This is a genomic window from Bacillus sp. FSL K6-2944 (genome assembly GCF_038005385.1).
Classification (GTDB): Bacteria; Bacillota; Bacilli; order Bacillales; family Bacillaceae_G; genus Bacillus_A; species Bacillus_A cereus.
The window spans coordinates 1-21,811 of the sequence record NZ_JBBOTE010000008.1; the positions used below are offsets into that span (position 1 = coordinate 1).

The window sequence follows — 21,811 nt, forward strand, 5'->3', positions numbered from 1 at the left end:
TCTCCCCCATCTGTTGGCGGATCTACTGGTGGTTTTGGCTTATCTCCCCCATCTGTTGGCGGATCTACTGGTGGTTTTGGCTTATCTCCCCCATCTGTTGGCGGGTCTACTGGCGGCTTTGGCTTATCTCCTCCATCTGTTGGTGGATCTACTGGCGGTTTTGGCTTATCCCCTCCATCTACTGGCGGAATAGAAGGTTTCTCCTCTACAACAGGTGGTTTCACATTTTCTTGAGGTATCACATCTCCGATGCTAGCTACTGTTGTATCTTTTATATTTCCAAATACAAGTTGATTATCTTTCGTTTCTGTTGGAACACTATTCGATGCAACAATCGCAACATCATCTGTGTTTAAATGACTCGATTTTGATAATTCCTGGTCTAACATAGCCACCACACGAGATGTAGCTTCATCTGAACTTTTGATATGGCTTGTAATTTGTTTATCTTTTGTATCAAAATGTTGCTTTTTCATATGATCTAATACAAACGCAACATTTTGGTTAGACTCCTGACTCTTCACAGCATTTTCTTTTAAAGAAGCAAAATCCTTTTCTTGTAATTTTTCCGGTTTTTTCTTTTCTTCTTGTTTCTTTTTCTCATTTTCTACTTTTTTATCCGTCTTCTTACTTTGTTCCGAACCAAATAAGCTACATCCCGATAAAAGCCCTACAGATAAAGAAGTCGCTGTAACCGTAAGCCCCATCTTTTTTAAGACATTTTTATAATCGATTGGCATTTTATTTCCTCCCTCAGATTTCCTTCAATACTTTATCAATACTTTCAATTTTCTTCTTTTTCTCTTCATCTGGTATCGTTGATTGCTCCACTTCTTTCTTTTCTACTTCTTTAACTTGTTTCATCACATTCTTATTGCCTTGTGCCTTCGCAAAAGTAAAGCAATCTTCATATTTTTTAAGTCTCAAATACGCATCTACAATGGATTGCTCCCGGCGACCATCCATACTCACTTTATCTTTCAAGCGAACAACCACTTCATCTTTTTTTGCCAATACTGCTTTTTCAAAGTCAATCACATCATTTTTGACTTGAATCTCATTTATTTTTTTCAAATTATCAATGGCTACATAGTAGCTCACAACGCTTTCAGCAAATTTCGGTTCATACTGTAAGGCCTTATTTGCTTTTCCGCTTAATAAGTAAGAGAATAAAACTGCTTTTTGACTCTCCTTATCTAGTTCTTTATAATCCAACTGCTCAAATTCTTGAATTGCCTTTGGATATTGCTGAATCGAAGCTTGTTGAAGTCCTTTAACTAAATGCGTATTTGGTTGAGTTGTTGCTTCAACTGGCTTAGATGGTACAGCATACAAAGAAAACACACTCGCAGCTCCTATTACGATTCCTCCAATTGCTCCGCCAATCATTTGAAACAGATGTTTTTTGTTTCCTTTTCCTTCTTCTAAAGGAAGATTTGCTTTGGCTTGTTGTTCCCCTTTCACCCTTGTTTTCTCTTCTGGCTCTTCTATTTCTTCCGGTGGAGCAATCTCTTGTAAAAATTCTTTGGTATCTTGTTTCATGAGTTGTAAAAGTGCTTCTTTTTGCTTCTCTTGATCTTCATCCATTTCCATAGAAGAAAGTTTATTCTCTACATGTTCATACAAATGAGAAGCATAACCAGAACCCAGGGACAATGTCCCTGCATACATCTCTTCACTGTTTTGATCTAAAATATGAAAATCTACATGAATAATATTTTGTTGTTCCTGCAACTCTTGTTCCAGTCGGTACGTAATCTTACAAGCATCCAGTAAAGACATCTTTTGAAAGCTTTTAATTTCTGGTGTTGCGCTTTTGGTAAACATGACCTCTAACATAAGTAATTTCCCCCTCTCCTTTCTAATGCTTTATGGCATATAAAAAGAAGCTATACAAGTGCATAGCTTCTTTACCAAAACGTATTTTATTGTATCTTCACATCCAAAAGAACAAGATAGATCCAAACTTGATATTACTATTAATACCCTCTGCCAATCCTTTTGCACCCATTACAATGATTAATCCTACAGCTGAACCAATAAACCAACCTTTACTCTGGTGTCTTCCTCTTTCTCCACCCCAGATGAGATAGTAACCACCGATACAAAATGCGATAGCTGCACTAATGATTCCTAAACGTTGTGCCCAGGTTAAAACTGCTTCACCTGTGCTAACTAAACTAGACATTCCATCTCCGGCACCTAAAATCAAGTTGTTTAATTTAAACATCTCTTACACTCTCCTTATATTTGTGTTATATAACTTCATTTGACTGAGAAAGTGTACCCGTACTTTCAGGTACCCTGCTAGGTCCTTTCTCTTCTTCTACAAATAGAGTGAGCGCTTCTAAGATTAATTCTTGATTTCCTTCAATGAACTGTTGATGTTGTGCATGTAACCAATTTTGATAGCTTTCTCCTTTGACCTTCAGTAACTTTTCTACTAGGTCTCTTGATTTTTTTAAATCTTTTTGTGTAACAGTTGAAATAGGCAATCTATCACACCGCCTTTCAATATTTGTTTAAACATCATAATTTTTTTTCATGTCCTTAACAAAACTTTCAAATTCTCTCTGAAAAGATTGAAGTCCTTTGTTAGTTGTATCAGATTGATCAATTTTAACTTCTCCAACTTCGTTTCCTTTATAAAAAAACTTAACTGCGTTTCCGCCCTGAAACATTTTAGTTGCTTGTAATGCAATTCCTTCAATTTTTTCGTCAGTATTTACATCTACCATAACTGTTGCATCATTTCTGTAACTCCATACTAATCTTTCATAGGTATTAACATTTACACCTAAATCCTTCATAACGTTCTTCATTCGTGTTTCGTACAATTTAAGTCTATCTTGTTCACGTTTTTCTACTTCTTTACCATAGGAATATACAAATTTTGTTTCTTTGTTTTTCTTAATATTCACTACATCTTGATGACTTGCTTTAATGAATTCTCCATTTCCTTTTACCCCATCTTTACTATTAGAAAATACCAGTGTAGAACCAATCCCTAGAACAGCAACCAATGCAACAATAACGGCAATGAGTTTTGATTTTCGAGTCATAATTTGACCTCCCTATATTATTAAACAAGCGATTTTGGAGTCTACTGAGAGTTCAGATCTTTTCTCCACATCTGGTTATTATTATAGCAAGAATATTGGGAAAAGAATGAAATATTACCATTTATGGCTGATATGGTAAACCCTATATTGGCATGCATAGCTGGTTCCCTCCCGAACGACTGCTAAGCCCAATACTGCACAACGTTTTGGCATGTACGCAGAACCTTATGTATCTACTGTTTTATATTTTCATCGCTTCTTTAGAATATCAATACAGGAGATTCCTCACGATTACTCACGCAAACAGATTATAAACACAACGTATTTTCCCATGGCCACAGGTGTGTTTTACGTACACACACACCGAACAATAAATCAATCGTATACCCAACCCTTCTAGTGACCGTTTCGAAGGGAGGCACGCATGTAAAGTTTTCAAAGGACAATTGTGCTCTGATAAGGAAAAACTTTCGTTTTGAACGTCTATAAAAATAGTTACGAAATTGTTGGTTTTTCCATTATCATCGGATAAATCTATCTATCTCAGCACACTCCAAAACCGCTTGTTTTTTCTCGAAAATCATCTTATTTCCGTCGCTGGCACACGGTTGTCAATTCATCCTTCTGGTTTCTTCTCTTGGCAATTATCTTTTGTTTTTCATCCATGACTGAACGGACACGGTAATAGATCTCTGCAACCCTCTCAATATTTCCTGTTGTGTTTTCTACTGCTACCGCTCCTTTTAACTGATAAACTTTGCCATCGAATGTTTTGACACTTTGTGCACATGACGACGATATATCATAGAATGCAAGTCTTTGCTCTTTTCCCATGTCTATCGTCTCCTTTGCAAGATAAAATGTTTTTAATTTGTCTACTTCAACTAAACACACACATAGGAGCTAGTTTAGACACATTCTCGCCTTTCTTCTGTCCGCTCGTAATACTCATGTACGACGCTACAAGCAAGACTAATTGTTGCGTATTCTGAAATATCTTCTTCAGAACACTTCAGCAACTGATAGGCTGGATGATTTTGATTTAAAACTCCCATAATGTGAGAAAGAACATAGGGGTTTCTTTCTAATTCTTGTAAAAAAATCTGTAAGTCAGCAGGTTTCACTTCCTGTTCCTCGTCCTTGGGCAAAATATTGAGATACAACATACTTCCTGTGATGAAATTTACAACGGCATCTTCCCAAAAGATTGGGGAATTTAATTGATAAAACGAGCTCTCTTTTACCATCTTCTCCGCATGCGCTCTAGCAAACACTTCTAGTGGATTCCACTTTCCAGCCTTAACCTTCCTTATATCAATTTTCACAGTATTTTTTTGTTCATATCCATCTAACCCTTTTAGGATTGGAAGATATATAGGAGTAGATGCTCTTCCAATATACATTCCATCCTCTATAGCACTTATTTTCTTCATACCAAGTTCCTCCTTGTATTTTGATAGTCTTGTAATAACCTCATTACAGTGAGAATGATTGAGTACGGGAAGCAAATAAGAGTATTACTCTGAAGATGTCATCTTTCATGTGAGACAAAAGAAAAGGAGAAGCCCCCAAATGGGGAGAGCAAATAATGACGCATATATACAACCTCGAAAGAAAGCGAATGGATCCCCTTCTTCTTCACTGAAATACGCTGAATGCTGTTCTAATTTGTACATGCTATCTTCTCCTCTTCCTTTATCTATTTCTCATTATTTCGTGTTCTTACGTGTTTTAAGTGCGTAGACAGCCCCTAGAAGGCTCGCCGCAACTAAACCTAACCCAATCCACTGTAAGTAAGATGTATCCTTACCACCAGTCTCTGGGAGCTTCCCTTCCACTTTCTGTGATGCTTTTGGTTGTTCCTGTGTTACTTGTTGTACCTTCACCGGTGTTGGCTTTTCTGGTGTAGATGGCTGGGGTTTTACTGGTTGCTCTGGTGTTTGGACTTTCTCGTCTTCTACCTTATGTCTCAAAATCTCACCATCTGTTTTAATTTCAAACTCAAAAATTGTTTCATTGATTTTGTATCCGTTCGGTGCTTCCACTTCTCGGTACGTATACTTCCCAGCAGGTAATCTCTCAAATTTCGCTAGTCCCTTGCTGTCTGTCACACCTGAAACGACAACTTTCTCATTTTGATAGATTTCAAACTTCGCATTTGGAAGAAGCTTTCCGTCAGCTACATCCACTTTCGTGATGTAAATTGAGCCGTAGATTTTCTTATTCGTTGCTTCAAGAGAAATCGTTTCTCCATCTTTTTTCACAGAGAAAGGGATTTCTTTTGTACTCAGTACATAACCAGCAGGTGCTTGCTTTTCAATGAACTTGTATCCGTCTCCAAACGGAAGGTTTTCTACTACAATTTCACCATTTTCATTCGTTGTGTACTCACCTACAAGCTTGCCTAATCCATCTTGTAATTCGTATACAGCATGTGCAAGTTTCTTATTTTTGTCCTCTTCATCTACTTTCACAAGACGAACGTTCGCTTTTGCAATTTTGTTTGTTACAAGATACTCGTATTTCTTACCGTTTTCCTGAATCTTGATGATGTGCTTTGCATCGTTCAAAACTAGATGTGGCAACGTTTTTGATTCTCTAAAGGAGTATGTACCATACTCTAAATTCTCAATGTGTGCCTTGCCATCTTTCCCAGTCAAGACTTTCTTGATTTCCTTATCGTTACGGTCATACAATGTAAACTCGACACCTTCAATCGGCATACCATTTTCATCTTGCTTTTTGATCAGAACATCCGCTTTGATGAGACGATTCATAACATCAAACTGAAGCGTTTTTCCATTCGCTGTAATAGAAAACGGATATTTTGTATCATTTTTTACATAGCCTTCTGGCGTTGCTTCTTTGAAGTAGTAGTCGCCATATTTCAATGCGTCACTCGTTGCAATTCCATCTTTGTTTGTCTTGATTTTCGCAACCTCTTTGTCACCTTTCGCAGTGTAAATGATGAAAGAAACATCCTTCATTGGTTTCTTTCCGTCATCCACCTTACTAATCGAAATCTTCCCAAGAATCAGTTTATTTACGATATGCTTTGATACAGTCTTCCCGTTCTCAGTAATTTGGAAAGGGTATTTTGTATCATCAAGAACAAACCCTTGTGGTGCCTTTGTTTCTTGTACGAAATAGGAAGTGCTGTATGGTAAGTTTTCGAATGTTACTTTACCAGCTTGATCTGTAACAGCCTTTGCTACTTCCTTTTTACCGTCAAAAACAGTAAACTCTACACCTTGTAATGGCTTTTTCTCTTCATCTGTTTTCAAAACAGAAAGATTGCCACGAATTTTTTTGTTCGTAACAGACACTGTTGCTTCTGAAGCTGTTTGTACCTCTATTACTTTCTCTTCACCTGACAGTACGTATCCTTCTGGTGCTTTGACTTCTTTTACTTTGTATGTATGTCCGCTTGGTAAATCATTTAAGCGAGCAACGCCATCATTTCCTGTTGTGATTGAAGTCACTTTCTCACCAGCATCATTAAATACATCAAAAACCGCCCCAGCTAATGGTTCACCCTGTTCTCCTATCTTCTTAACAAGTAGAGAGCCTTTGGATTCCCAATTCACCATGAAATCAGCGGATACTTTTTCTTCACTACGTTCTAACACGACAGTTGCATCTTGGATAACGTCTGTTCCTTTGAATGCAACTGCTTGAAGCTTACTTAAATTTGAAATCACTTTAAGTGAAAATTCTCCAGTTTTGTTGTTTTTTGGAATTAACAGGCGAAACTTTTCCCCAACAGAGAACGAATCTTTGGCTTCCCCATTTTCATTTACAATTTTCACACCGTTTGGTGCATTGTTTGTCTGAACATGGAAGGAACCTTTCGCATTCGTTTCTACCGTGTATAAGTTCGTTTGGAAGTATTCTCCGACTAATTCAGCTTTTTGTTTTTCCACTGGGACAACATTCATATACATATCTTGTGTTTCTTGAGATGCGTTCGCCGCTTGAATGATTGCTTTAGCTGCTCTCTCAACGTTCTTATTCGCATGAGTCAGCTCATTCACGTCTAATGACCCCTGGGCGTTCCATACTGCCAACTGTGTGGCATAATGCGATTCTTCCCAAGTTGATAAGCCTAACTGTTCAGGCGTTTTTTGTGGATATCCGTTTAGCAAGACACGGTACACCACATCATCCGTCTTCCCATTCTCTGGGAGATCATTCCCTGATGGACTTTTGAGCCCTAACGACATACAGTACGCAATGACATTATTGGCAGTCATAATCAACTCTGTTCGAATTGGTTTGCCAAGGGTATTGCTGTAACTCCAGTCCATTTGATATTTCTGATGATTCATTACTTCTGCGCTCGCAGGTCGAATGGGCAAGAAAAAGCTCATTATCAACATACATACGCTCATGAAAACAGCAAACGACTTTCGATAAAATGGCTTTGGCATCGTAATAGCTCCTTAGTGTGCGTTTAATTGTCAAAGATCAGTATTTCCATTTGAATTGTTAGTATTTTTTACTATAATTTAGATAAGTATATTTTTTATCCAGAATATACTTTTTTGTTTTTAAATGTATATAACCTTAAGTTGAAATATAATTATTTACGTATTTTATAGTAGGTGGGTTCAAAAAAATAATCTATAGGTTTATCGAATAAAGCAGCTATCGCCTTAGCACGCTTTACATTAAGACCTGATCGACCTCTTTCAATTGCATGTAGGACCTGAATACTCATGTTAATTTTTTGAGAAATTTGTTTTAATGAAAGACCTTTATCCTTACGTTCTTGAGTTAAAGCCATCTAAACACCTCCTTCTAAAACTAATTATATTTCACTTTAAAGGTTAAATCAACTGTTTTAAACAAAAAATACATTTAAAATATTTATAATCCATTTAAAAACAAAAAAGAAGGGAGATGCACAATTGAAAATTTTTGGAGCTCGTGTCAAAATGTTACGTATGCATCGTAGTTGGAGTATGCGGGAATTAGGAGAAAAAATAGGTGAGATAACTGGAACCCCAGTTTCGCAAACTGCTATATCTAATTGGGAACATAAAGGAGCTGAACCTCCGTATAGCGTCTTAGTTGCTTTAACAAAATTATTTAATATTAGTACTGATTTTTTATTAGGATTGTCTAATGAAATTCCTGAATCAGAAAATTTACTTATAAATAAAGAAGCTTTAATCGTTCCAGAAAAAATAAAAACGCCACTTTTCAAAACTAACCTTGAAACTGATATAGGCGCTTCAATTATGAACGATCTTGTTGAAGAAATACGTACATTACCCGCTAATCAACAAGAAGATATACAAAACGAGATAAATGACTATTTGGAATACACAAAATATAAACAGGCGAAATTATATTCTGATTTAAAAAAATTTAAAAAATACCTCCAATATGAAATAAAAGCCTCTAAGTAAAATAGAGGCTTTTATTATTCTCATTTATAAAATAGTTTTTTCTATAAATATTGATAATAAATTAAAATAGTTATATTATTATACATGTAACTAAAGTAACCATATAAATGTAAAAAACCCTACCTCAACACTATTTTAATTGTCTAATCAGTTTGGCCGCTGAAACAATTAAAATATCCTAGAAAGTAGGGGTTTTAATCGAATATATTTAACACAATAAAATTATATCATATGTTAAATATGTTGTGAATAAAAACCTCTAGTTTTTAACCTTTTTGTTGGGTGGGAAAAATAGGAGGTTTTTTTGTGCTAGTAACTAACTTTTTACTAAGCAAAGCAAAACGAGAACTAAGCCATCAATTATATCGTATTCCTAAGTGTAAAACGGGAGCTATCAATCAAGCAGTCAAAAATGTAATTAAAGATATTGATAGCATTCTTTTAGACTTGGAAAACGTAACTACAAAAGAATACTTCGAAAAAACCCCACGCCGATATAAGGCATTGGAAGTCGTACTTTCCTATCTTGTCCAGGAGGGATATTCCCAAATGAGACAAAAGCAAATTAGCAAAAAATCCGGTATTTCTGTACCCGTTATTAACTTTATTCTGAATTGGCTAGAGGATCTGGAAGTATGTCATCAAATTAAAACGAGACGTCATAATAAAATTGCGCCATCTATCTACATTTTAAGCTTGCATAATAATTATTTGAAAATCATTGAGTATTTTAAGCAAAAATGGGCATTAACAATTGATGTTTTTACTACATTTACAGAGTTTTTGTCTAAAAAAATTGATAAGAAAAAAAATAAGGATACAGATAAAAAGGAGGATGCTCCCGTTTCTACATGTCATGGATTCGATTTATTCACTCCTGTCGAACTTGTTGAAGAAGAAGTTGAGGAACAAGAAACGAATCCTAAAGAAGGTGAAAAATTAGAACTTAGATTCCTACAGATGGACGAATGGATGAGTGAAGATCAGAAGAAACTTTATATGTACATATTAAGTAAAGATACAAATATTACTGAAAAAGATGCATATACAATTGCATTGCGTATGCCGCCAGACATAGATGGGGAGGCAAGGAAGACTTTTGAAGATTGTGTACAGCGGTTTGAACGAAACAAATCGCAAGAAAGCACGCCTGCACATTTCATAAAAATTTACACACAACAGATAACTGCCAAGAGAGAGCGCCGAGATCGTGAAGCAAAAGAGTATCTTGCTAATACGGAATTTGGAAAGCCATATCAGAGTACGATTCCATTTGGTCTAATGCGAGAACTGATGGGCTTTAAGAAATAAAGTTTATTAGTTTGCTAGTTCTTAAAGCTTGTATTTACAACCAAATAAAGTGAATGTAGCCTTGTTGAAAAAATTGAACCTCAAAAGGCTTTTTGTCATGCAATCATAATTTTCATTTTCATAATCTATTATTCTTATTATTAAAATTTAAGGTATTATAGATGCTTTCAGCAAAAAAACACGTGAATTTTATCATAGAATCATAGCTGAATTAAATGACGAATTAAATAAGGAATTAAATAAGGGGAAATCCCAAACTCCTTCTTAGAGTAGGGACAAAGGTCCCAAAATAAATCCTAATGTATTTAATGTTTTTAATTCTTTTAAAACAAGATTTAATGAATAAGAGTATCCTATATTCTTAGTGTATTTTAGTTTTAAAAATAAAGTAAAAAATATCATTTTTAAGGTATCCTAAAAATTTCAGGGAAACCTGTAACCCCTTGTAACTACATTTGAAATTTTTAGGGACGTTTGACCATTTTGAATAAACTATAGCGAAGATTATTATTCAAAGAAGTAGCCACACCCTTGGATTTGCCTATTATTCCTGTTTCCTGACTCCCTATTCCTAACCTTCAAATGTCCAAAGACAACCCCAGAGGATAAGAATCGCTCTTCTGAGGCCATCTCTGTTAGTTTGAATGAGGGTTTCCCTCATAGTAAAGAAACTTTCATGGCATAAATCACTTGGTGGAAGTTCAATATGTTTTTATAGAATCCTAATTTCTCTTGTATTCAAGTTAGAATATAATTACCGTTTAAACAACTTGGTCAGCCACTTATTCTTATGTTGATTAGGTAATTTTTTAGTTTCTAAAGTTTCTTGGATCTGAATTAGTAGATTCTCATCTCTTTTCATAGCGTTCATATCAATTTCATGTAACTTCTGTTCAACATTAGTCTCTTGTTTGTTTAACTGTTCAATTAATTGTTTATTGACTTCAAGTAAATATGAATTTTGCTGTTTAATACTTTGCAACTCATTATTTTGCGCATGCAATACTTGGACTAACACTTCTACAGCTTTGTTCATATTAGAGAATTTTTCTTCAAATCTGTTTAAATCTTCAGTTGTTATAAGGGAAGCTACGGTTGCTAATTCTTCTGATCCTGTATCATCAATTTCTATTACACGTGGGAATTCGATTTTTAATATTCTTCTAACATCTTGCTTAGTATGTCCTTCTTCTAACAGGTATTTAGCACGTATTAACAGCTTTATTACTGATTTTTCATATTTTCTGCCTCTTCCACCACCTTTCACCACAATAAATTCGTTAAAATCATTTAAGTATCGATAGATACTTGTTTCAGATATACCTGTTTGTATAGAAAGATCACTTACAGATAATAGTTCTTCCAAATTTCCACCACCTATCACCACTTCTTACTATGAACCACCCAGCGTCATCCACCACCACTCACCACATTCTTCTCACTTCCCACCAAGTACTATATACTCTGTTTCTTCTTACCACCCTTTATCACCTTCCATGACCTTGCTATCTGAATACGAGGCCTAAACAATAAATAAGCCTGTTCATATAAAGCATTGTCGAGGCACACCGAGCTTTGCAGAATCAGGTAGAATTACCTCTTTTTTTATATCAATTAATGTAGGGAAAGGAAACTTCAGAGTGATACCTAATAGGTATCTTTTTAAAATCGATAAGGTATCTCATAATTAAGGATGAAGATTTTTTATTTTTTAGGTACAATATTAATACTTAATAGGTATTAATATTGTACATTTCTCACTTCTTATCGTGACTCTGTAATCGAAGAATATACAGCAAATAAAACAGGTACAAAAAAGATACCTAAAATATAATTAAGTTATTGCAATCGAGGTACCTAAGTTGTATAATGTAGTTAAGAGGTATTTTGAAGGTATTGAATAGGTGCCATAAAGGTATTTTAAATATAAAGAGGGAGATGTTGTTAAATGAATATGCATTTTTATCTAAAAGCAGATATCGGAAATAATAAAGTGAAGTTTAAGGTAGATAATGAAGTGGAAAAAGTACAAAGTGTATATAAAAGGCTATTCACTCCGATTGCTCCTAGTGAAACAAACATTGAAAAATGTGTTGCTAACTTACTAGATGAATTGAATGTACATATTACAAGTTCTTCAATTAAACGAAGTGGTCAATTTTTAGTTGGTGAAAGAGCAATGAATTTCGGAAAAGATGTAAAATCAATGGATATTAGTGAAGGGGGTAAATATATAGATGATTTACCAATCGTTCATACAATCAGTATTATTGCTGCCAAAGCGATTCAAAAAGCATTTGCAGACAATAAGGAACTACCTGAAATTTTAAATGTAACAGTAGATTTAATTACTGCCATTCCAGCGAGTGAATGGACTCCTGAGCGTTCCCGAGTTTTAAGAGATCGTTTTTTAAATAAACAAAAGAAGACGGATGAAACACAAGCTGAAACAAAGAATGGAGCGCATATTGCGATTGTTGATGTTGCCGAAACGAAAGTAAGCGTAACAATTAAATTTAATGATGTAAAAGTAACTCGCGAAGGAATTCCACCACTATATTTAATGTTAAAAGCTATTCGTGAAAAGGATTTAGGGATGTTTGAGAAATATGTTGACTTTTGCGAAAAGGAGCTCAAATATTCTAAAGAGAAAATAGCAGGTTTACTAACTGAAGAAGTCTTTTCAAGAAAAAAAATCTTACACGTAGATATTGGTGATGGTACTACAGAATATATTTACACAGATGCTGTTAATCCGAGAAGTGATGCTTGCACAGGGGAAAAACGAGGTGTAGGTCATGCGATCAAAGAAGCTATTGGATTATTAAAGGGTGATAAACCAGGTATAGGTGAAATAACAAGACAACAATTTAGTGAGATGCTTCAGAATAAGGAACATAATTTCCATACAGAAGCGAAATCATTCTTTTATGAAACTCGATTTGTTCAAGCTGAAAATATATTACAAGATATTAAAAATAAATATAAAGAAAATACGGCAAGCGAAGCTCAAGTCATTGCGGTGTACGGTGGCGGTTCAGTTGGGTTTAAAGAAGATTTATATGACGAACTAGCTACCTTCTGTAAATTGAATAAATTAGAATTATTATGGATTCCAGAAAAATATGCAATCGACATGAACATTGAAGGTATGGATGTACTCGTTAATGAAGTTTTAGCTCGTTAAGGATAGGTGAAACAAGTGAAAAAAAGACCGGAACAATATGGATGGAAATTAAAGAAAATAGAAGATGGAAGTTTTTGGAAATGGTATGAAGCACAAGATAATATAAACGATTCATTAATTGCACTGGTGCATTTTTTTACAAGGGAATACGGCATACGGGATGTAAAAGCCTTTGATATCCAAGAGCAAATGCATCGCTCACTGTTTCTAAAAGATGAATTTTATCATGATTTAAAAATGATTAAAGATTTAGTGACAGAAAATAAAGCTTATATTAGTAACAATTCTTATGATATCTTAGAAAAGAAAAGAGAAGTTACGTCAGAAACTGCAAGTGAAATAAATGAGAGTCAAAGTTCAAAAATGGAAGTTCCACATCCAAATTTAAATGAACACAAGCCTATTGAGCAAGAACAAAATAAACAAGATAATAAAAAATCAGGTGAATTAAAAAAAGAAAATGATATTTTTGATGATGTGGATCAGAACTCTATATTCTAAGCATGAAAAAGTTATAAAAAATATGGGGGGAATGAAGATGTTTTTGAAATTTGATGCTATACTACAGTACTTAGATCATTGTAAAATGCCCTGTAAATTCGTATTTCAAAACGGGAAAACATTAAGCGGAATTATTGATGGACGTGATCCTTATATGATTTATGTACAGACAGATGATAAAACGCATTGTGTATTCAAAGGTTCAATTATAGATTTAATTCCTACCGAAAAATTAGATTTAAAGGAAATCAACAGTATAACACCCAAGTGGGAAAAATCAAAAGAAGCCAAAAGACAATAATACGTATAAATACAACATGGAGTGCTTATTTTTTAGGTGCTCCATTTTGTATTTTTGATAAAAAGAGGTGAATTTATATGGAATCATCAGTAATTAAACACAAACAATGGTTAAAAAATTTGAAGTCTTTAGGGTATTATGCATTTTTTTGTGGAGTGATATTTTTTGTATTATTTTTACTGAAAACTATAATTTTACAAGTGATGGGGCTCATATTAATTATAGCTTTTGTAGCAATTGGCTTTTATTTTTTATTCTATTTACTATTAGGTATTTTTAGTCTACTACTGATTGTCGGAAGTGTTATAAGTGTTATAGGATTATTAACATATTTTCTATTTTAATATAAAAAATGAGTGAGTATAATTTGTATACAGAACAAAACAAAAAGCATTGTCTAAAAATCTAAAGACAATGCTTTTTGTTTTGTTGATTATCAACCAGTATCTCCATGTGCATATTGAACAGCCATGCTTATCTGTTTAGAATCTGTTGTTGGTGTTGTATGTACACCAAACATCATTGTTAGAACTGCTATAGCTCCCATTAAGCTAAGTGCTATATTCTTCATTTTAAAGCCTCCTTCTCTAAAATTTTTTCTTTTGATTTACTGGCTAAATAAAAATATTTACTCGCTTTTAAATGATTTTCTTCTTGGTAAAATTTATGTGCCAATTTTTCAGTATACTCTTGAGTATACTCGAATAAATCTTCTTTTTCAAAATAAGTAATTCCTGCTAAAATCAAATTTTCTAATTCTGTAGTGGAAATATTATTATTAAATGCTTGTAAAATATAAAAATGATGCAAATATTCATTGTTTTGTAGATCTTTACAGATATTTAAGCCTGTATTAGTAAGTTCGGATACAATATCTGTATTTTTTAGTTTATAATGTTCCCTTGCTTCAACAAAAATAGCTTTATAATGAGTAGGATTTTTTGTAGAGACTTCTGAAAGGTATTGGATTGCTAGGTTGGATTGGTTTTGATTAGCATACATGAGACCTAAGTTATGATGGGATACAAGTATAGCTTTTTGATTAGATTGTTTCTTGAATACATTCATTGCAGAAAATAAAGATTCTTCAGCGAGCTGCCATTCTTTTAAGTGAGTAAAAGCTAATCCTGCAAGATTATCACAGTAGGCAATCTTTAATTCATAATTATCATGTTTAGCAAAAATCTCCTTAGCAAGCATGCCGTATTTGATAGCTAAGAACGCTTGATAATGGTGATAGTAAAAGGTTGCTAGGTTATAATAGAATTCTGCTTGTTCAAGTTCATCAGGAATATGATTTAAAAGACCTTCGGCAATAATATAATGCTCATTAGCTAAATTATATTTGCCGATTGCATTTGAATGAATCGCTTTGAAGAAATGATAGTAATAGGTTAAAAAATCATTTTCTGGAATAATTAAAGAATCGATATGGTCAAAGCTATTTTTTGAAACCGTTAGATTATTAAGGAGATAATTATATCGAAATTCAAGAAGAGAGTAATAAAAAAATAAATTATCATCATCTTCTAGAATATGATATGAGTTATTGATTTTATCTTTTAAGTGTTCAGCATTTTCGATGTTACGGTTCCGAATTTCTAAATACCAGTCATTTAACATTTCTGTAAGTTGAGTGTTCAGACACCCGATGTCTTGAACGTTCATATAATCCTCCCCATCATCCCATAATAAAGGGAATATTCTATTAATAAAATAATAACAGATAAACCAAAAGATAATCTCATTAATTATTATGTTTCAAGATTTTTCTGAATATTCTAATTAAATACTTTCGACTGTAAGTTCTGCTATATTAATATTCAATGCGATAGCTATTCTCTTAATATTTGTATAGGTCGGATATTTTCGATATCCATTTTCAATTTGTGAAATAGTTGGTTGTGGAACACCTGATTTTTTTGCAAGATCTAGTTGAGTCCAGCCTTTTTCAATCCTCTTTTCACGTATTATTTTCATCGTGAACACCTCCAATTCGATAATGAATTAAGTTATTATTTACATAGTAAAGGATATTATTGGTTTAGGGGAGGGGTATATTTTTACCCCTCCCCAACATGGATATTCTGTGTTATTATTAAAGGTCTATATTTTTGCGAAAATATAAAATGAAGGCTGATATCAAATATCACCCTTCATTTTATTCTTTATCATTTTAAATTGCTTTTTTACAGTTTCAACAGACTTACATAATTTTTCTGCGATTTGCATCTTATTTAATCCTCGCTCTTTTAATCTATAAATCTCACGTTCGGAAGGCGTTAATACTGTGGCTTTTCTTTCTGTTTTAAGCTCATGTATAAGTACTGGAGAGACATCAGAATGAATGTTAACTTTGTCTTGGTACGCCTCTCTAATTACTTTGGGAATATCTCTATAGGATGACTTCATTACATAGTTAATCGCTCCTTTGTCGAAAGCTTCCAGTATGATTTCTCTTTCGTCCCAAGAGGTTAACATGATAATTTTTTTAAATCCTCTATCATACAGTTGACTTGCAACTTCAAGTCCATTTAAATTTTCGTCATTTCCAGGCTCTGATAATGTTAAATCTAATAGTATTACATCCACATTGTCATCAACACTTTGTAGTGCTTCTTCTTTGGTATAAGCTTTTTTAACAAGAGTAATATCATTCTCTTTTGCAATAAAATTGCTTAAACATTTCATCCAGACAGGATCGTCTTCTACAATCATCAATCTAATTTTGTTCATAATAAGTCTTCTCCAATCTGTTATTTGTATGAGATTGTTGTATTTCAAGAACTCTTTTAGATGGAAGTGACAGTGTTATAGTAGTACCTTGGTTGATTTTACTTTTAATTGCAATATCACCATTGTGTTTTTGCATAACATTATAGCAATAAGATAGGCCTAGTCCGTAGTTTCCTTTCGGGTTTTGCTTGGTCGAATAAAACGGATTTAAAACAAGGAAAACTTTATCTTTTTCTATTCCTTTTCCAGTATCTATAAAGTCTATATAAACTTTTTTGTGAGTGTTATAGAGTTTAATTAAAATGTTACCTTGTTTTTCCATAGCCTCTATTGCATTTTTAATGATATTAAGAAAAGTTTCCTGAAGATGTACTGGATCTCCATAGATTTTAACATCGACTTCAAATTGCTTTGTGATGCTAACCTCCGATAAATAGGGCTGAAGTAAACTAATCGCTGAATCTATGCTGTCACTTAGCCGGAATTCAGATTCTTTAAGACTCATAACGTCCAATTTACTCTGAATACGAGAGGAAAGTTCAAGGATGTGATTTGTAGAGTGTAAGGTTAAATCAATATTTTCAGTTGCGACATCATCTAGTGAAACATGCTCTTTTAACTCATTAATTAACATGTCGATTTTTGCTATCTCGTTTTTTACTGTGTGATTTAACAGGGCTGTTCCGGAACTTACAGCTTTCATTGTAGAATCTCGTCTTTGTTTTTCAAACTTAATTTGTACATCAAGGAATCCATATCGAATAATAAAGTAAGAGAACAATGCAAATTGCAAAATAATGACCCAAGGGTTGTACAACCAAACGTCAGGAATATTCAATGCCTCTAGAATAATGTTAGTGAATAAGGCAAATGTATTCATTGGAACTATGACTAAACAGGTGAATACCTTATTCCTTTTTATAGCTGGTCTTGTTTCACGGTAAGTCGTGTAAAGTAATAAGATATTGGAACCTAACACATAGGGAGTAGCCCAAACAGCTAAAATCGTATAATGAGCTTTGAATATAGGATATAATTGGTCGATACAGTACATGATGATAACTGGTATCATCAATAATAATTTCCACCAATATCCTTGTTTAGATGTTTTGAAAATGTCCGAAAAAACCAAGCCGAAAATCAGAATGGCATAAGGGGTCATATAATGCCCAAAGGACGTAGATATGCTGTCTAACCACAAAATCCATTCAGGGCGATTCTGGCTATCCCCAAGCACTGTTCCAAAGCCGCCAAATCCACCAAAAAAGGCAATAAGACTCGCCCATCTAGTTTCGTCATTTTTTGGATTTGTAAGAAAAAGAATTGCCCCCATTAACCATAGCAAAATGACCAGTACTATCATGGTTTCATCCTTTTATTCGATTTCGAATAAAATTAATAGTGTCAGCTGCGATTTTTCTTCGTTTAAGAACAATTCCAGCGTGTCCGCAATTATAAATATATCGCGTAGGTCTTTCCCAGGATTCCCACAAATAGTCCGTATCCTCAGAATGTACATATAGATCATACTTCCCTGAAATTAATAAAATATTTTCCTTTTTAACTTTTGGTACATTTTGACTAGGTTCAGTGATTTTCCAATAATTTATTAAATCATTATAAGTTACGCCATGATGTTCCAGGTCTTTTCTAATAAACTTACCAGGATTGGTATTCCATATTGAGTAGGAAAGTCGATTGGCATAGAATATGGATGCTAATACGTCAATTTCGGGTTCAACAAGAGCTGTTAGGTTAGTAACAAACCCACCTAAACTGATGCCTATTAGAATCACGGGCCCATCTTTGTTTGCTTTGATCCAATGAATCAGTGCTCGCAAATCAACTACCGCTTGTTTAGAAGCTTGAACAGTTCTTTCGAGATTGGCACTCACCATATATTCCCCACTATATAAAGAATTTTCTGGTTCTCTTTCAAAATGATACGGTAGAGTGAAATAATACATATTCCACCCTAAGTCTTTCATTTGATCGTGAAATATGTTTTTTACACGCTCGTTAGAATCCATGCGCCAACCGTGAACGAAGATAACATGAGGTGCATTTTCATTTTTATTTAAGAATACCTCTCCTGTTACAGAATCATTGCGTGGATCACCAGATTGAATCGAACTTTGGTACTTGAATTTTCCAACCTTATATTCTTTATTTTGTGATTGTTTAATGTCGAAATGAACATCAACTGATTTTACTTTATAAAAGGAATCTATGTCCTTCAAATCTGGTGAAGGATTAGAAAGAGAAAAATAATGAAACTTTTCACTTCGTTTTTTATGTAAATCGTACAAGGCGTATCGATCAATGAGTTTTGAAAAAATCAAATTGGCATCCTCCAAACAATACATAATTTAAAATGTGGGTAAAATGCATGTTTTATCCATATTAAGTATAGTCAACCTATCTTTTAATATCGAATGCAATTATTACCATATTTTTTCGTTTGGAATTATGTTTCTCAATACAATCTAGAGTTAAAAGGATTTTCTGATATGACCCTCCTGATATGTAACTGTATATGCAATATTGCATTTCATTTTAATGTTATATCATAGAAAATTAATGTTTTTAGGGATGATCCATATAGAAGAAACTTAAATACACTTTGTAGAAAAAAATGTATTTGTTTAATGAAGTATTTTATTAAACAAAAATCTATTATGAGAAGGTGATTTATTTATCCATTGAAAGTTTAGAGGAGTTTTCTTTCAAGAAGTCCACCTTTTTTACGCTTCCGACGGCGAGATGATAGGGTGGGCTTCTTGTGTTCTAAGATCTTTTTTTGAAGAGATGCGCGAACGTTTCACAAACAACACTCTTATATGTTATTTACTTCTTATATTATGATACTCTTTTTGAATTGTTAGAACGCCTTCCAATGTAGAAACTTCTAGAACAATAGATAATTCATGAAGCACTATGAGCGTTTCCTTCATTTCTTCTAACATGGTTTCTAATTCAATGGTTTGTACTCCATACTCTATTACACGGTTAATAAATAGATCAGATTCCAAAAGATCAGGCGAGATGATAGAGATAATCTCTTTTGCTCTTGGTAAAATGTTTGTTTCAAATTGCTTTTGTATTTCAACACGCCCCATTGAAACGTGGTAGCTTGAACACAACTTACGAAATGATTTTAAGCGAATGTCATCTTTTAATAAATCAAATCGTTCTAAATAGGAATCTAGATCAAAGCCCTTATGTTCCTCGGACATTTCTTCTGTTTCCTCTTCATACATTCCGCCAGTTCTCTTTTCAATTTCTTCTATATCTAATTCATCAAAACCATTTTCAAGTAATATATCTTTTACCGCTAATCGAAAAGATTCTTGAATCATTGTGTCTAGCATAATTGGGGGGACATGATTGGAATGCCCTACTTGTACTAATGCTTTAACAGTTGCTTGAGCTAGTTTAATGTAATTTTCAGCATTAAACTCCCCTTGTACAATTACTTGGCTTTGCTCTTCATTGACATTGATGGCTAATACAAAATCTCCTGTAGATTCTTGAATGATTCCTTCTTTATCGGCTACTTTTACGTGTACATTTCCCACTGTGCATTCGCTCCTCATTATAAATATGTAGATGCTATAATCCCCTCCTTAAATATAACGTTGATTTTCAAGATATGAAAGGAATTATCAAAAAAATTGAAATTAGGGTGGTCTTTTTGTGTTTTCATCCATTTACTTTTTGTGTATTTGCAAGTTGTAATTTTTCAATATGAGTTGCGGAATCTAAATAATTCACGTGTTCGACAATAGATTTGATTTCTTGTAGTTGTACATCACTTAGTTTTTGTGGTTTTGTTAATTCTTGTTTGAAGAAATTTTGAAGTTGCTCTGCTGAAGTAAAACGATTTACTTTGTTTTCTTTGGATAAATCAACTAGTCCATTCATATTCCCTTGATTTGGGTAACCAAAATAAACTACAGGTGTGACATAAGGAACTTTCCATTGCACTAGAGCATTCAAGTATTCATTTAATGTAACGGCGGTTCTAGAAGCTTGGTCAGTTGGTTCCCCATAGGAACGTACTTGAATGGTATTTACTGCATTCCCTGTTTCATCTGAAGATGTAGAAGGAATAAATACAAGCGTTTGGGTACTTTTTTTGTTATTTGGGATCATATCAAGTAAAAATGAAAAATCCTTTGCTCGGGTCTTGTTTAAACCATGAACAATTTTCCCTCGCCAATACTTTGTTTCTACAACATAAATACCAACTGGTAATAAAATAAGATGGTCAATTTGTCGTGTTCTCACTTGTCCCTTAGATACAAAAGGGATGAACACATTCGGGATAATATGCATATCTGTTTCAGATAAGGTACCATTTGCAATCCAGGTTTTCTTTAATTCGCTCAAAATCTGATGGGTAATGATTTCTCCTGTATTTCGTGAGTATTTCTGTATTTCCTCGATGTAATTGTTTAATTCATTCATATTTTCTTGCATTTTTGCTACTTCGGCCTCATGTTCCTGCTGTGTTTTCTCGAAAACTTCTTTGACAGCTTTTTCAAAGATTTGCTTTTTTTCGTTGAAAACGCATTCCATGCGATGTTGTTGTTGTTCAAAGTTAGTTAGTAGTTGCTCCTTTTCATTTTGTTGATCTAACAATATAATCTGCTTCTCTGTTTGTAATGTCTTTGTCTGTTTATAAAAGAAATATGCGATACCACCTAATATTAAGATAAAAATACTACAAACTATATACCCCATCTAATTTCCTCCTTTATATACATTGAAATACAAAGAAAACTATATACCTAACGTATATAATAATTCGTTCTATAATTTACCATATTATGTAGTTTCATGAATTACAAGAGTTAACATACTTTCTTCGGTTCTATATAACTGTCCTGCACTATCAAGATAGTAAGAACATATTTTATTTTTTGTACAAATTCAAAAATAAGGATTCTCATCATATTTATGAATGTGCCTAGAATTCGATAAGGATGGTGAGACAACATGAGTCAATATCAAATGTTATATAGTACGCCTTATTTATATCCTTCACAAACCTTGCGTCAAATGTACAAAAATACAAAGAAGGAAGATGATATTTGTGCCATACAAGAGCACATGCTACGTCATGAAGTATACCTGGACCGACAGTACCGAGGTTATTATTATTTAAGTCAAAAAATTGAAGAAGATCTGTATGGTGATGAACATGCTTTGTCCTGGAATGAGTTACTGGATGATTATCAACTTTATAGGGATCGTAAAGGAAATTTGAGCATTAAACCAAAAGGGTGGAATTAAC

General features: G+C 33.6%; 25 protein-coding genes. 7 read left to right on the forward strand and 18 right to left on the reverse strand.

From position 1 onward, the window contains the following. The 9 genes from MHH55_RS34130 to MHH55_RS34170 form a co-directional block, all read right to left on the reverse strand. Positions 1-740 (reverse strand): hemagglutinin (locus tag MHH55_RS34130; RefSeq protein ID WP_340882490.1); only part of this gene is annotated, 740 nt, incomplete at its 3' end. A 13-nt stretch (positions 741-753) separates the two neighbouring features. Continuing rightward, positions 754-1,839: an LPD25 domain-containing protein gene (locus MHH55_RS34135; protein ID WP_100910798.1), complete on the reverse strand. Its 1,086-nt coding sequence runs from the start codon at positions 1,837-1,839 to the stop codon at positions 754-756. A gap of 97 nt (positions 1,840-1,936) precedes the next feature. Then, positions 1,937-2,230 (reverse strand): hypothetical protein, encoded by a 294-nt coding sequence (locus MHH55_RS34140; RefSeq protein ID WP_002187987.1) that lies wholly within the window; start codon positions 2,228-2,230, stop codon positions 1,937-1,939. A gap of 25 nt (positions 2,231-2,255) precedes the next feature. Then, entirely contained in the window at positions 2,256-2,495 is a 240-nt protein-coding gene (locus MHH55_RS34145; RefSeq protein WP_100910797.1) for a hypothetical protein, read from the reverse strand. 27 nt (positions 2,496-2,522) lie between these two features. Further along, a complete protein-coding gene (locus MHH55_RS34150; protein ID WP_100910796.1) occupies positions 2,523-3,062 on the reverse strand; it encodes a hypothetical protein in 540 nt (179 codons plus the stop codon). Positions 3,063-3,647: 585 nt separating this feature from the next. Then, on the reverse strand, positions 3,648-3,896 hold the full coding sequence (locus MHH55_RS34155) for a hypothetical protein (protein ID WP_006097592.1): 249 nt from the start codon (positions 3,894-3,896) through the stop codon (positions 3,648-3,650). A gap of 74 nt (positions 3,897-3,970) precedes the next feature. After that, a complete protein-coding gene (locus MHH55_RS34160; protein ID WP_100910795.1) occupies positions 3,971-4,495 on the reverse strand; it encodes a hypothetical protein in 525 nt (174 codons plus the stop codon). Between the two features lie 276 nt (positions 4,496-4,771). Continuing rightward, positions 4,772-7,492 (reverse strand): SpaA isopeptide-forming pilin-related protein, encoded by a 2,721-nt coding sequence (locus tag MHH55_RS34165; RefSeq protein ID WP_100910794.1) that lies wholly within the window; start codon positions 7,490-7,492, stop codon positions 4,772-4,774. A gap of 152 nt (positions 7,493-7,644) precedes the next feature. Beyond that, positions 7,645-7,848: a helix-turn-helix domain-containing protein gene (locus tag MHH55_RS34170; RefSeq protein WP_100910793.1), complete on the reverse strand. Its 204-nt coding sequence runs from the start codon at positions 7,846-7,848 to the stop codon at positions 7,645-7,647. A 124-nt stretch (positions 7,849-7,972) separates the two neighbouring features. On the opposite strand from MHH55_RS34170, the gene MHH55_RS34175 reads away from it, so the two are divergent. Further along, complete coding sequence (locus tag MHH55_RS34175; RefSeq protein WP_100910792.1) at positions 7,973-8,476, forward strand: helix-turn-helix domain-containing protein; 504 nt, start codon at positions 7,973-7,975, stop codon at positions 8,474-8,476. 306 nt (positions 8,477-8,782) lie between these two features. Beyond that, a complete protein-coding gene (locus tag MHH55_RS34180; protein ID WP_100910791.1) occupies positions 8,783-9,787 on the forward strand; it encodes a Replicase RepFR55 in 1,005 nt (334 codons plus the stop codon). A gap of 754 nt (positions 9,788-10,541) precedes the next feature. Here MHH55_RS34180 and MHH55_RS34185 read toward each other — a convergent pair. Further along, positions 10,542-11,153, reverse strand: coding sequence for a MerR family transcriptional regulator (locus MHH55_RS34185; protein ID WP_100910790.1), 612 nt, complete (start codon positions 11,151-11,153; stop codon positions 10,542-10,544). A gap of 582 nt (positions 11,154-11,735) precedes the next feature. Between MHH55_RS34185 and MHH55_RS34190 the strand changes: the two genes are divergently transcribed. The 4 genes from MHH55_RS34190 (at position 11,736) to MHH55_RS34205 (ending at position 14,120) form a co-directional block, all read left to right on the forward strand. After that, positions 11,736-12,974 carry a ParM/StbA family protein gene (locus tag MHH55_RS34190; RefSeq protein ID WP_100910789.1) on the forward strand — a complete coding sequence of 413 codons (1,239 nt, stop codon included), beginning with the start codon at positions 11,736-11,738 and terminating at the stop codon, positions 12,972-12,974. Between the two features lie 15 nt (positions 12,975-12,989). Next, positions 12,990-13,475 carry a hypothetical protein gene (locus tag MHH55_RS34195; RefSeq protein ID WP_100910788.1) on the forward strand — a complete coding sequence of 162 codons (486 nt, stop codon included), beginning with the start codon at positions 12,990-12,992 and terminating at the stop codon, positions 13,473-13,475. A gap of 37 nt (positions 13,476-13,512) precedes the next feature. After that, on the forward strand, positions 13,513-13,776 hold the full coding sequence (locus MHH55_RS34200) for an RNA chaperone Hfq (protein ID WP_100910787.1): 264 nt from the start codon (positions 13,513-13,515) through the stop codon (positions 13,774-13,776). Positions 13,777-13,853: 77 nt separating this feature from the next. Further along, a complete protein-coding gene (locus MHH55_RS34205) occupies positions 13,854-14,120 on the forward strand; it encodes a hypothetical protein (RefSeq protein WP_100910786.1) in 267 nt (88 codons plus the stop codon). A 92-nt stretch (positions 14,121-14,212) separates the two neighbouring features. Here the strand turns inward: MHH55_RS34205 and MHH55_RS34210 are convergent, their stop codons facing one another. The 8 genes from MHH55_RS34210 to MHH55_RS34245 all read right to left on the reverse strand — a co-directional run bounded on the left by MHH55_RS34210 (position 14,213) and on the right by MHH55_RS34245 (position 21,258). After that, on the reverse strand, positions 14,213-14,347 hold the full coding sequence (locus MHH55_RS34210) for a Phr family secreted Rap phosphatase inhibitor (RefSeq protein ID WP_100910785.1): 135 nt from the start codon (positions 14,345-14,347) through the stop codon (positions 14,213-14,215). Further along, positions 14,344-15,444, reverse strand: coding sequence for a response regulator aspartate phosphatase (locus tag MHH55_RS34215; protein WP_100910784.1), 1,101 nt, complete (start codon positions 15,442-15,444; stop codon positions 14,344-14,346). The genes MHH55_RS34210 and MHH55_RS34215 overlap by 4 nt, the downstream gene beginning before the upstream one ends. 117 nt (positions 15,445-15,561) lie before the next feature. Further along, positions 15,562-15,756, reverse strand: coding sequence for a helix-turn-helix domain-containing protein (locus tag MHH55_RS34220; RefSeq protein WP_100910783.1), 195 nt, complete (start codon positions 15,754-15,756; stop codon positions 15,562-15,564). A gap of 162 nt (positions 15,757-15,918) precedes the next feature. Next, positions 15,919-16,512 (reverse strand): response regulator, encoded by a 594-nt coding sequence (locus MHH55_RS34225; protein ID WP_100910782.1) that lies wholly within the window; start codon positions 16,510-16,512, stop codon positions 15,919-15,921. Further along, on the reverse strand, positions 16,499-17,875 hold the full coding sequence (locus tag MHH55_RS34230; protein ID WP_100910781.1) for a sensor histidine kinase: 1,377 nt from the start codon (positions 17,873-17,875) through the stop codon (positions 16,499-16,501). The genes MHH55_RS34225 and MHH55_RS34230 overlap by 14 nt, the downstream gene beginning before the upstream one ends. A 4-nt stretch (positions 17,876-17,879) precedes the next feature. Next, complete coding sequence (locus MHH55_RS34235) at positions 17,880-18,869, reverse strand: alpha/beta hydrolase (protein WP_100910841.1); 990 nt, start codon at positions 18,867-18,869, stop codon at positions 17,880-17,882. A gap of 486 nt (positions 18,870-19,355) precedes the next feature. After that, positions 19,356-20,090 carry a hypothetical protein gene (locus MHH55_RS34240; protein WP_340882519.1) on the reverse strand — a complete coding sequence of 245 codons (735 nt, stop codon included), beginning with the start codon at positions 20,088-20,090 and terminating at the stop codon, positions 19,356-19,358. A 124-nt stretch (positions 20,091-20,214) separates the two neighbouring features. Continuing rightward, positions 20,215-21,258, reverse strand: coding sequence for a nuclease-related domain-containing protein (locus MHH55_RS34245; protein ID WP_100910779.1), 1,044 nt, complete (start codon positions 21,256-21,258; stop codon positions 20,215-20,217). Positions 21,259-21,513: 255 nt separating this feature from the next. Here MHH55_RS34245 and MHH55_RS34250 point away from each other — a divergent pair, with 255 nt between their 5' ends. Continuing rightward, on the forward strand, positions 21,514-21,810 hold the full coding sequence (locus MHH55_RS34250) for a hypothetical protein (protein ID WP_100910778.1): 297 nt from the start codon (positions 21,514-21,516) through the stop codon (positions 21,808-21,810). Position 21,811 lies beyond the last annotated feature (1 nt).

Coding starts and splice junctions, on each gene's coding strand:
- MHH55_RS34135 (WP_100910798.1), bottom strand. CDS start 1,839: ATGTTAGAGGTCATGTTTACCAAAAGCGCAACACCAGAAATTAAAAGC.
- MHH55_RS34140 (WP_002187987.1), bottom strand. CDS start 2,230: ATGTTTAAATTAAACAACTTGATTTTAGGTGCCGGAGATGGAATGTCT.
- MHH55_RS34150 (WP_100910796.1), bottom strand. CDS start 3,062: ATGACTCGAAAATCAAAACTCATTGCCGTTATTGTTGCATTGGTTGCT.
- MHH55_RS34155 (WP_006097592.1), bottom strand. CDS start 3,896: ATGGGAAAAGAGCAAAGACTTGCATTCTATGATATATCGTCGTCATGT.
- MHH55_RS34160 (WP_100910795.1), bottom strand. CDS start 4,495: ATGAAGAAAATAAGTGCTATAGAGGATGGAATGTATATTGGAAGAGCA.
- MHH55_RS34165 (WP_100910794.1), bottom strand. CDS start 7,492: ATGCCAAAGCCATTTTATCGAAAGTCGTTTGCTGTTTTCATGAGCGTA.
- MHH55_RS34170 (WP_100910793.1), bottom strand. CDS start 7,848: ATGGCTTTAACTCAAGAACGTAAGGATAAAGGTCTTTCATTAAAACAA.
- MHH55_RS34190 (WP_100910789.1), top strand. CDS start 11,736: ATGAATATGCATTTTTATCTAAAAGCAGATATCGGAAATAATAAAGTG.
- MHH55_RS34200 (WP_100910787.1), top strand. CDS start 13,513: ATGTTTTTGAAATTTGATGCTATACTACAGTACTTAGATCATTGTAAA.
- MHH55_RS34205 (WP_100910786.1), top strand. CDS start 13,854: ATGGAATCATCAGTAATTAAACACAAACAATGGTTAAAAAATTTGAAG.
- MHH55_RS34210 (WP_100910785.1), bottom strand. CDS start 14,347: ATGAAGAATATAGCACTTAGCTTAATGGGAGCTATAGCAGTTCTAACA.
- MHH55_RS34215 (WP_100910784.1), bottom strand. CDS start 15,444: ATGAACGTTCAAGACATCGGGTGTCTGAACACTCAACTTACAGAAATG.
- MHH55_RS34220 (WP_100910783.1), bottom strand. CDS start 15,756: ATGAAAATAATACGTGAAAAGAGGATTGAAAAAGGCTGGACTCAACTA.
- MHH55_RS34225 (WP_100910782.1), bottom strand. CDS start 16,512: ATGAACAAAATTAGATTGATGATTGTAGAAGACGATCCTGTCTGGATG.
- MHH55_RS34230 (WP_100910781.1), bottom strand. CDS start 17,875: ATGATAGTACTGGTCATTTTGCTATGGTTAATGGGGGCAATTCTTTTT.
- MHH55_RS34245 (WP_100910779.1), bottom strand. CDS start 21,258: ATGGGGTATATAGTTTGTAGTATTTTTATCTTAATATTAGGTGGTATC.
- MHH55_RS34250 (WP_100910778.1), top strand. CDS start 21,514: ATGAGTCAATATCAAATGTTATATAGTACGCCTTATTTATATCCTTCA.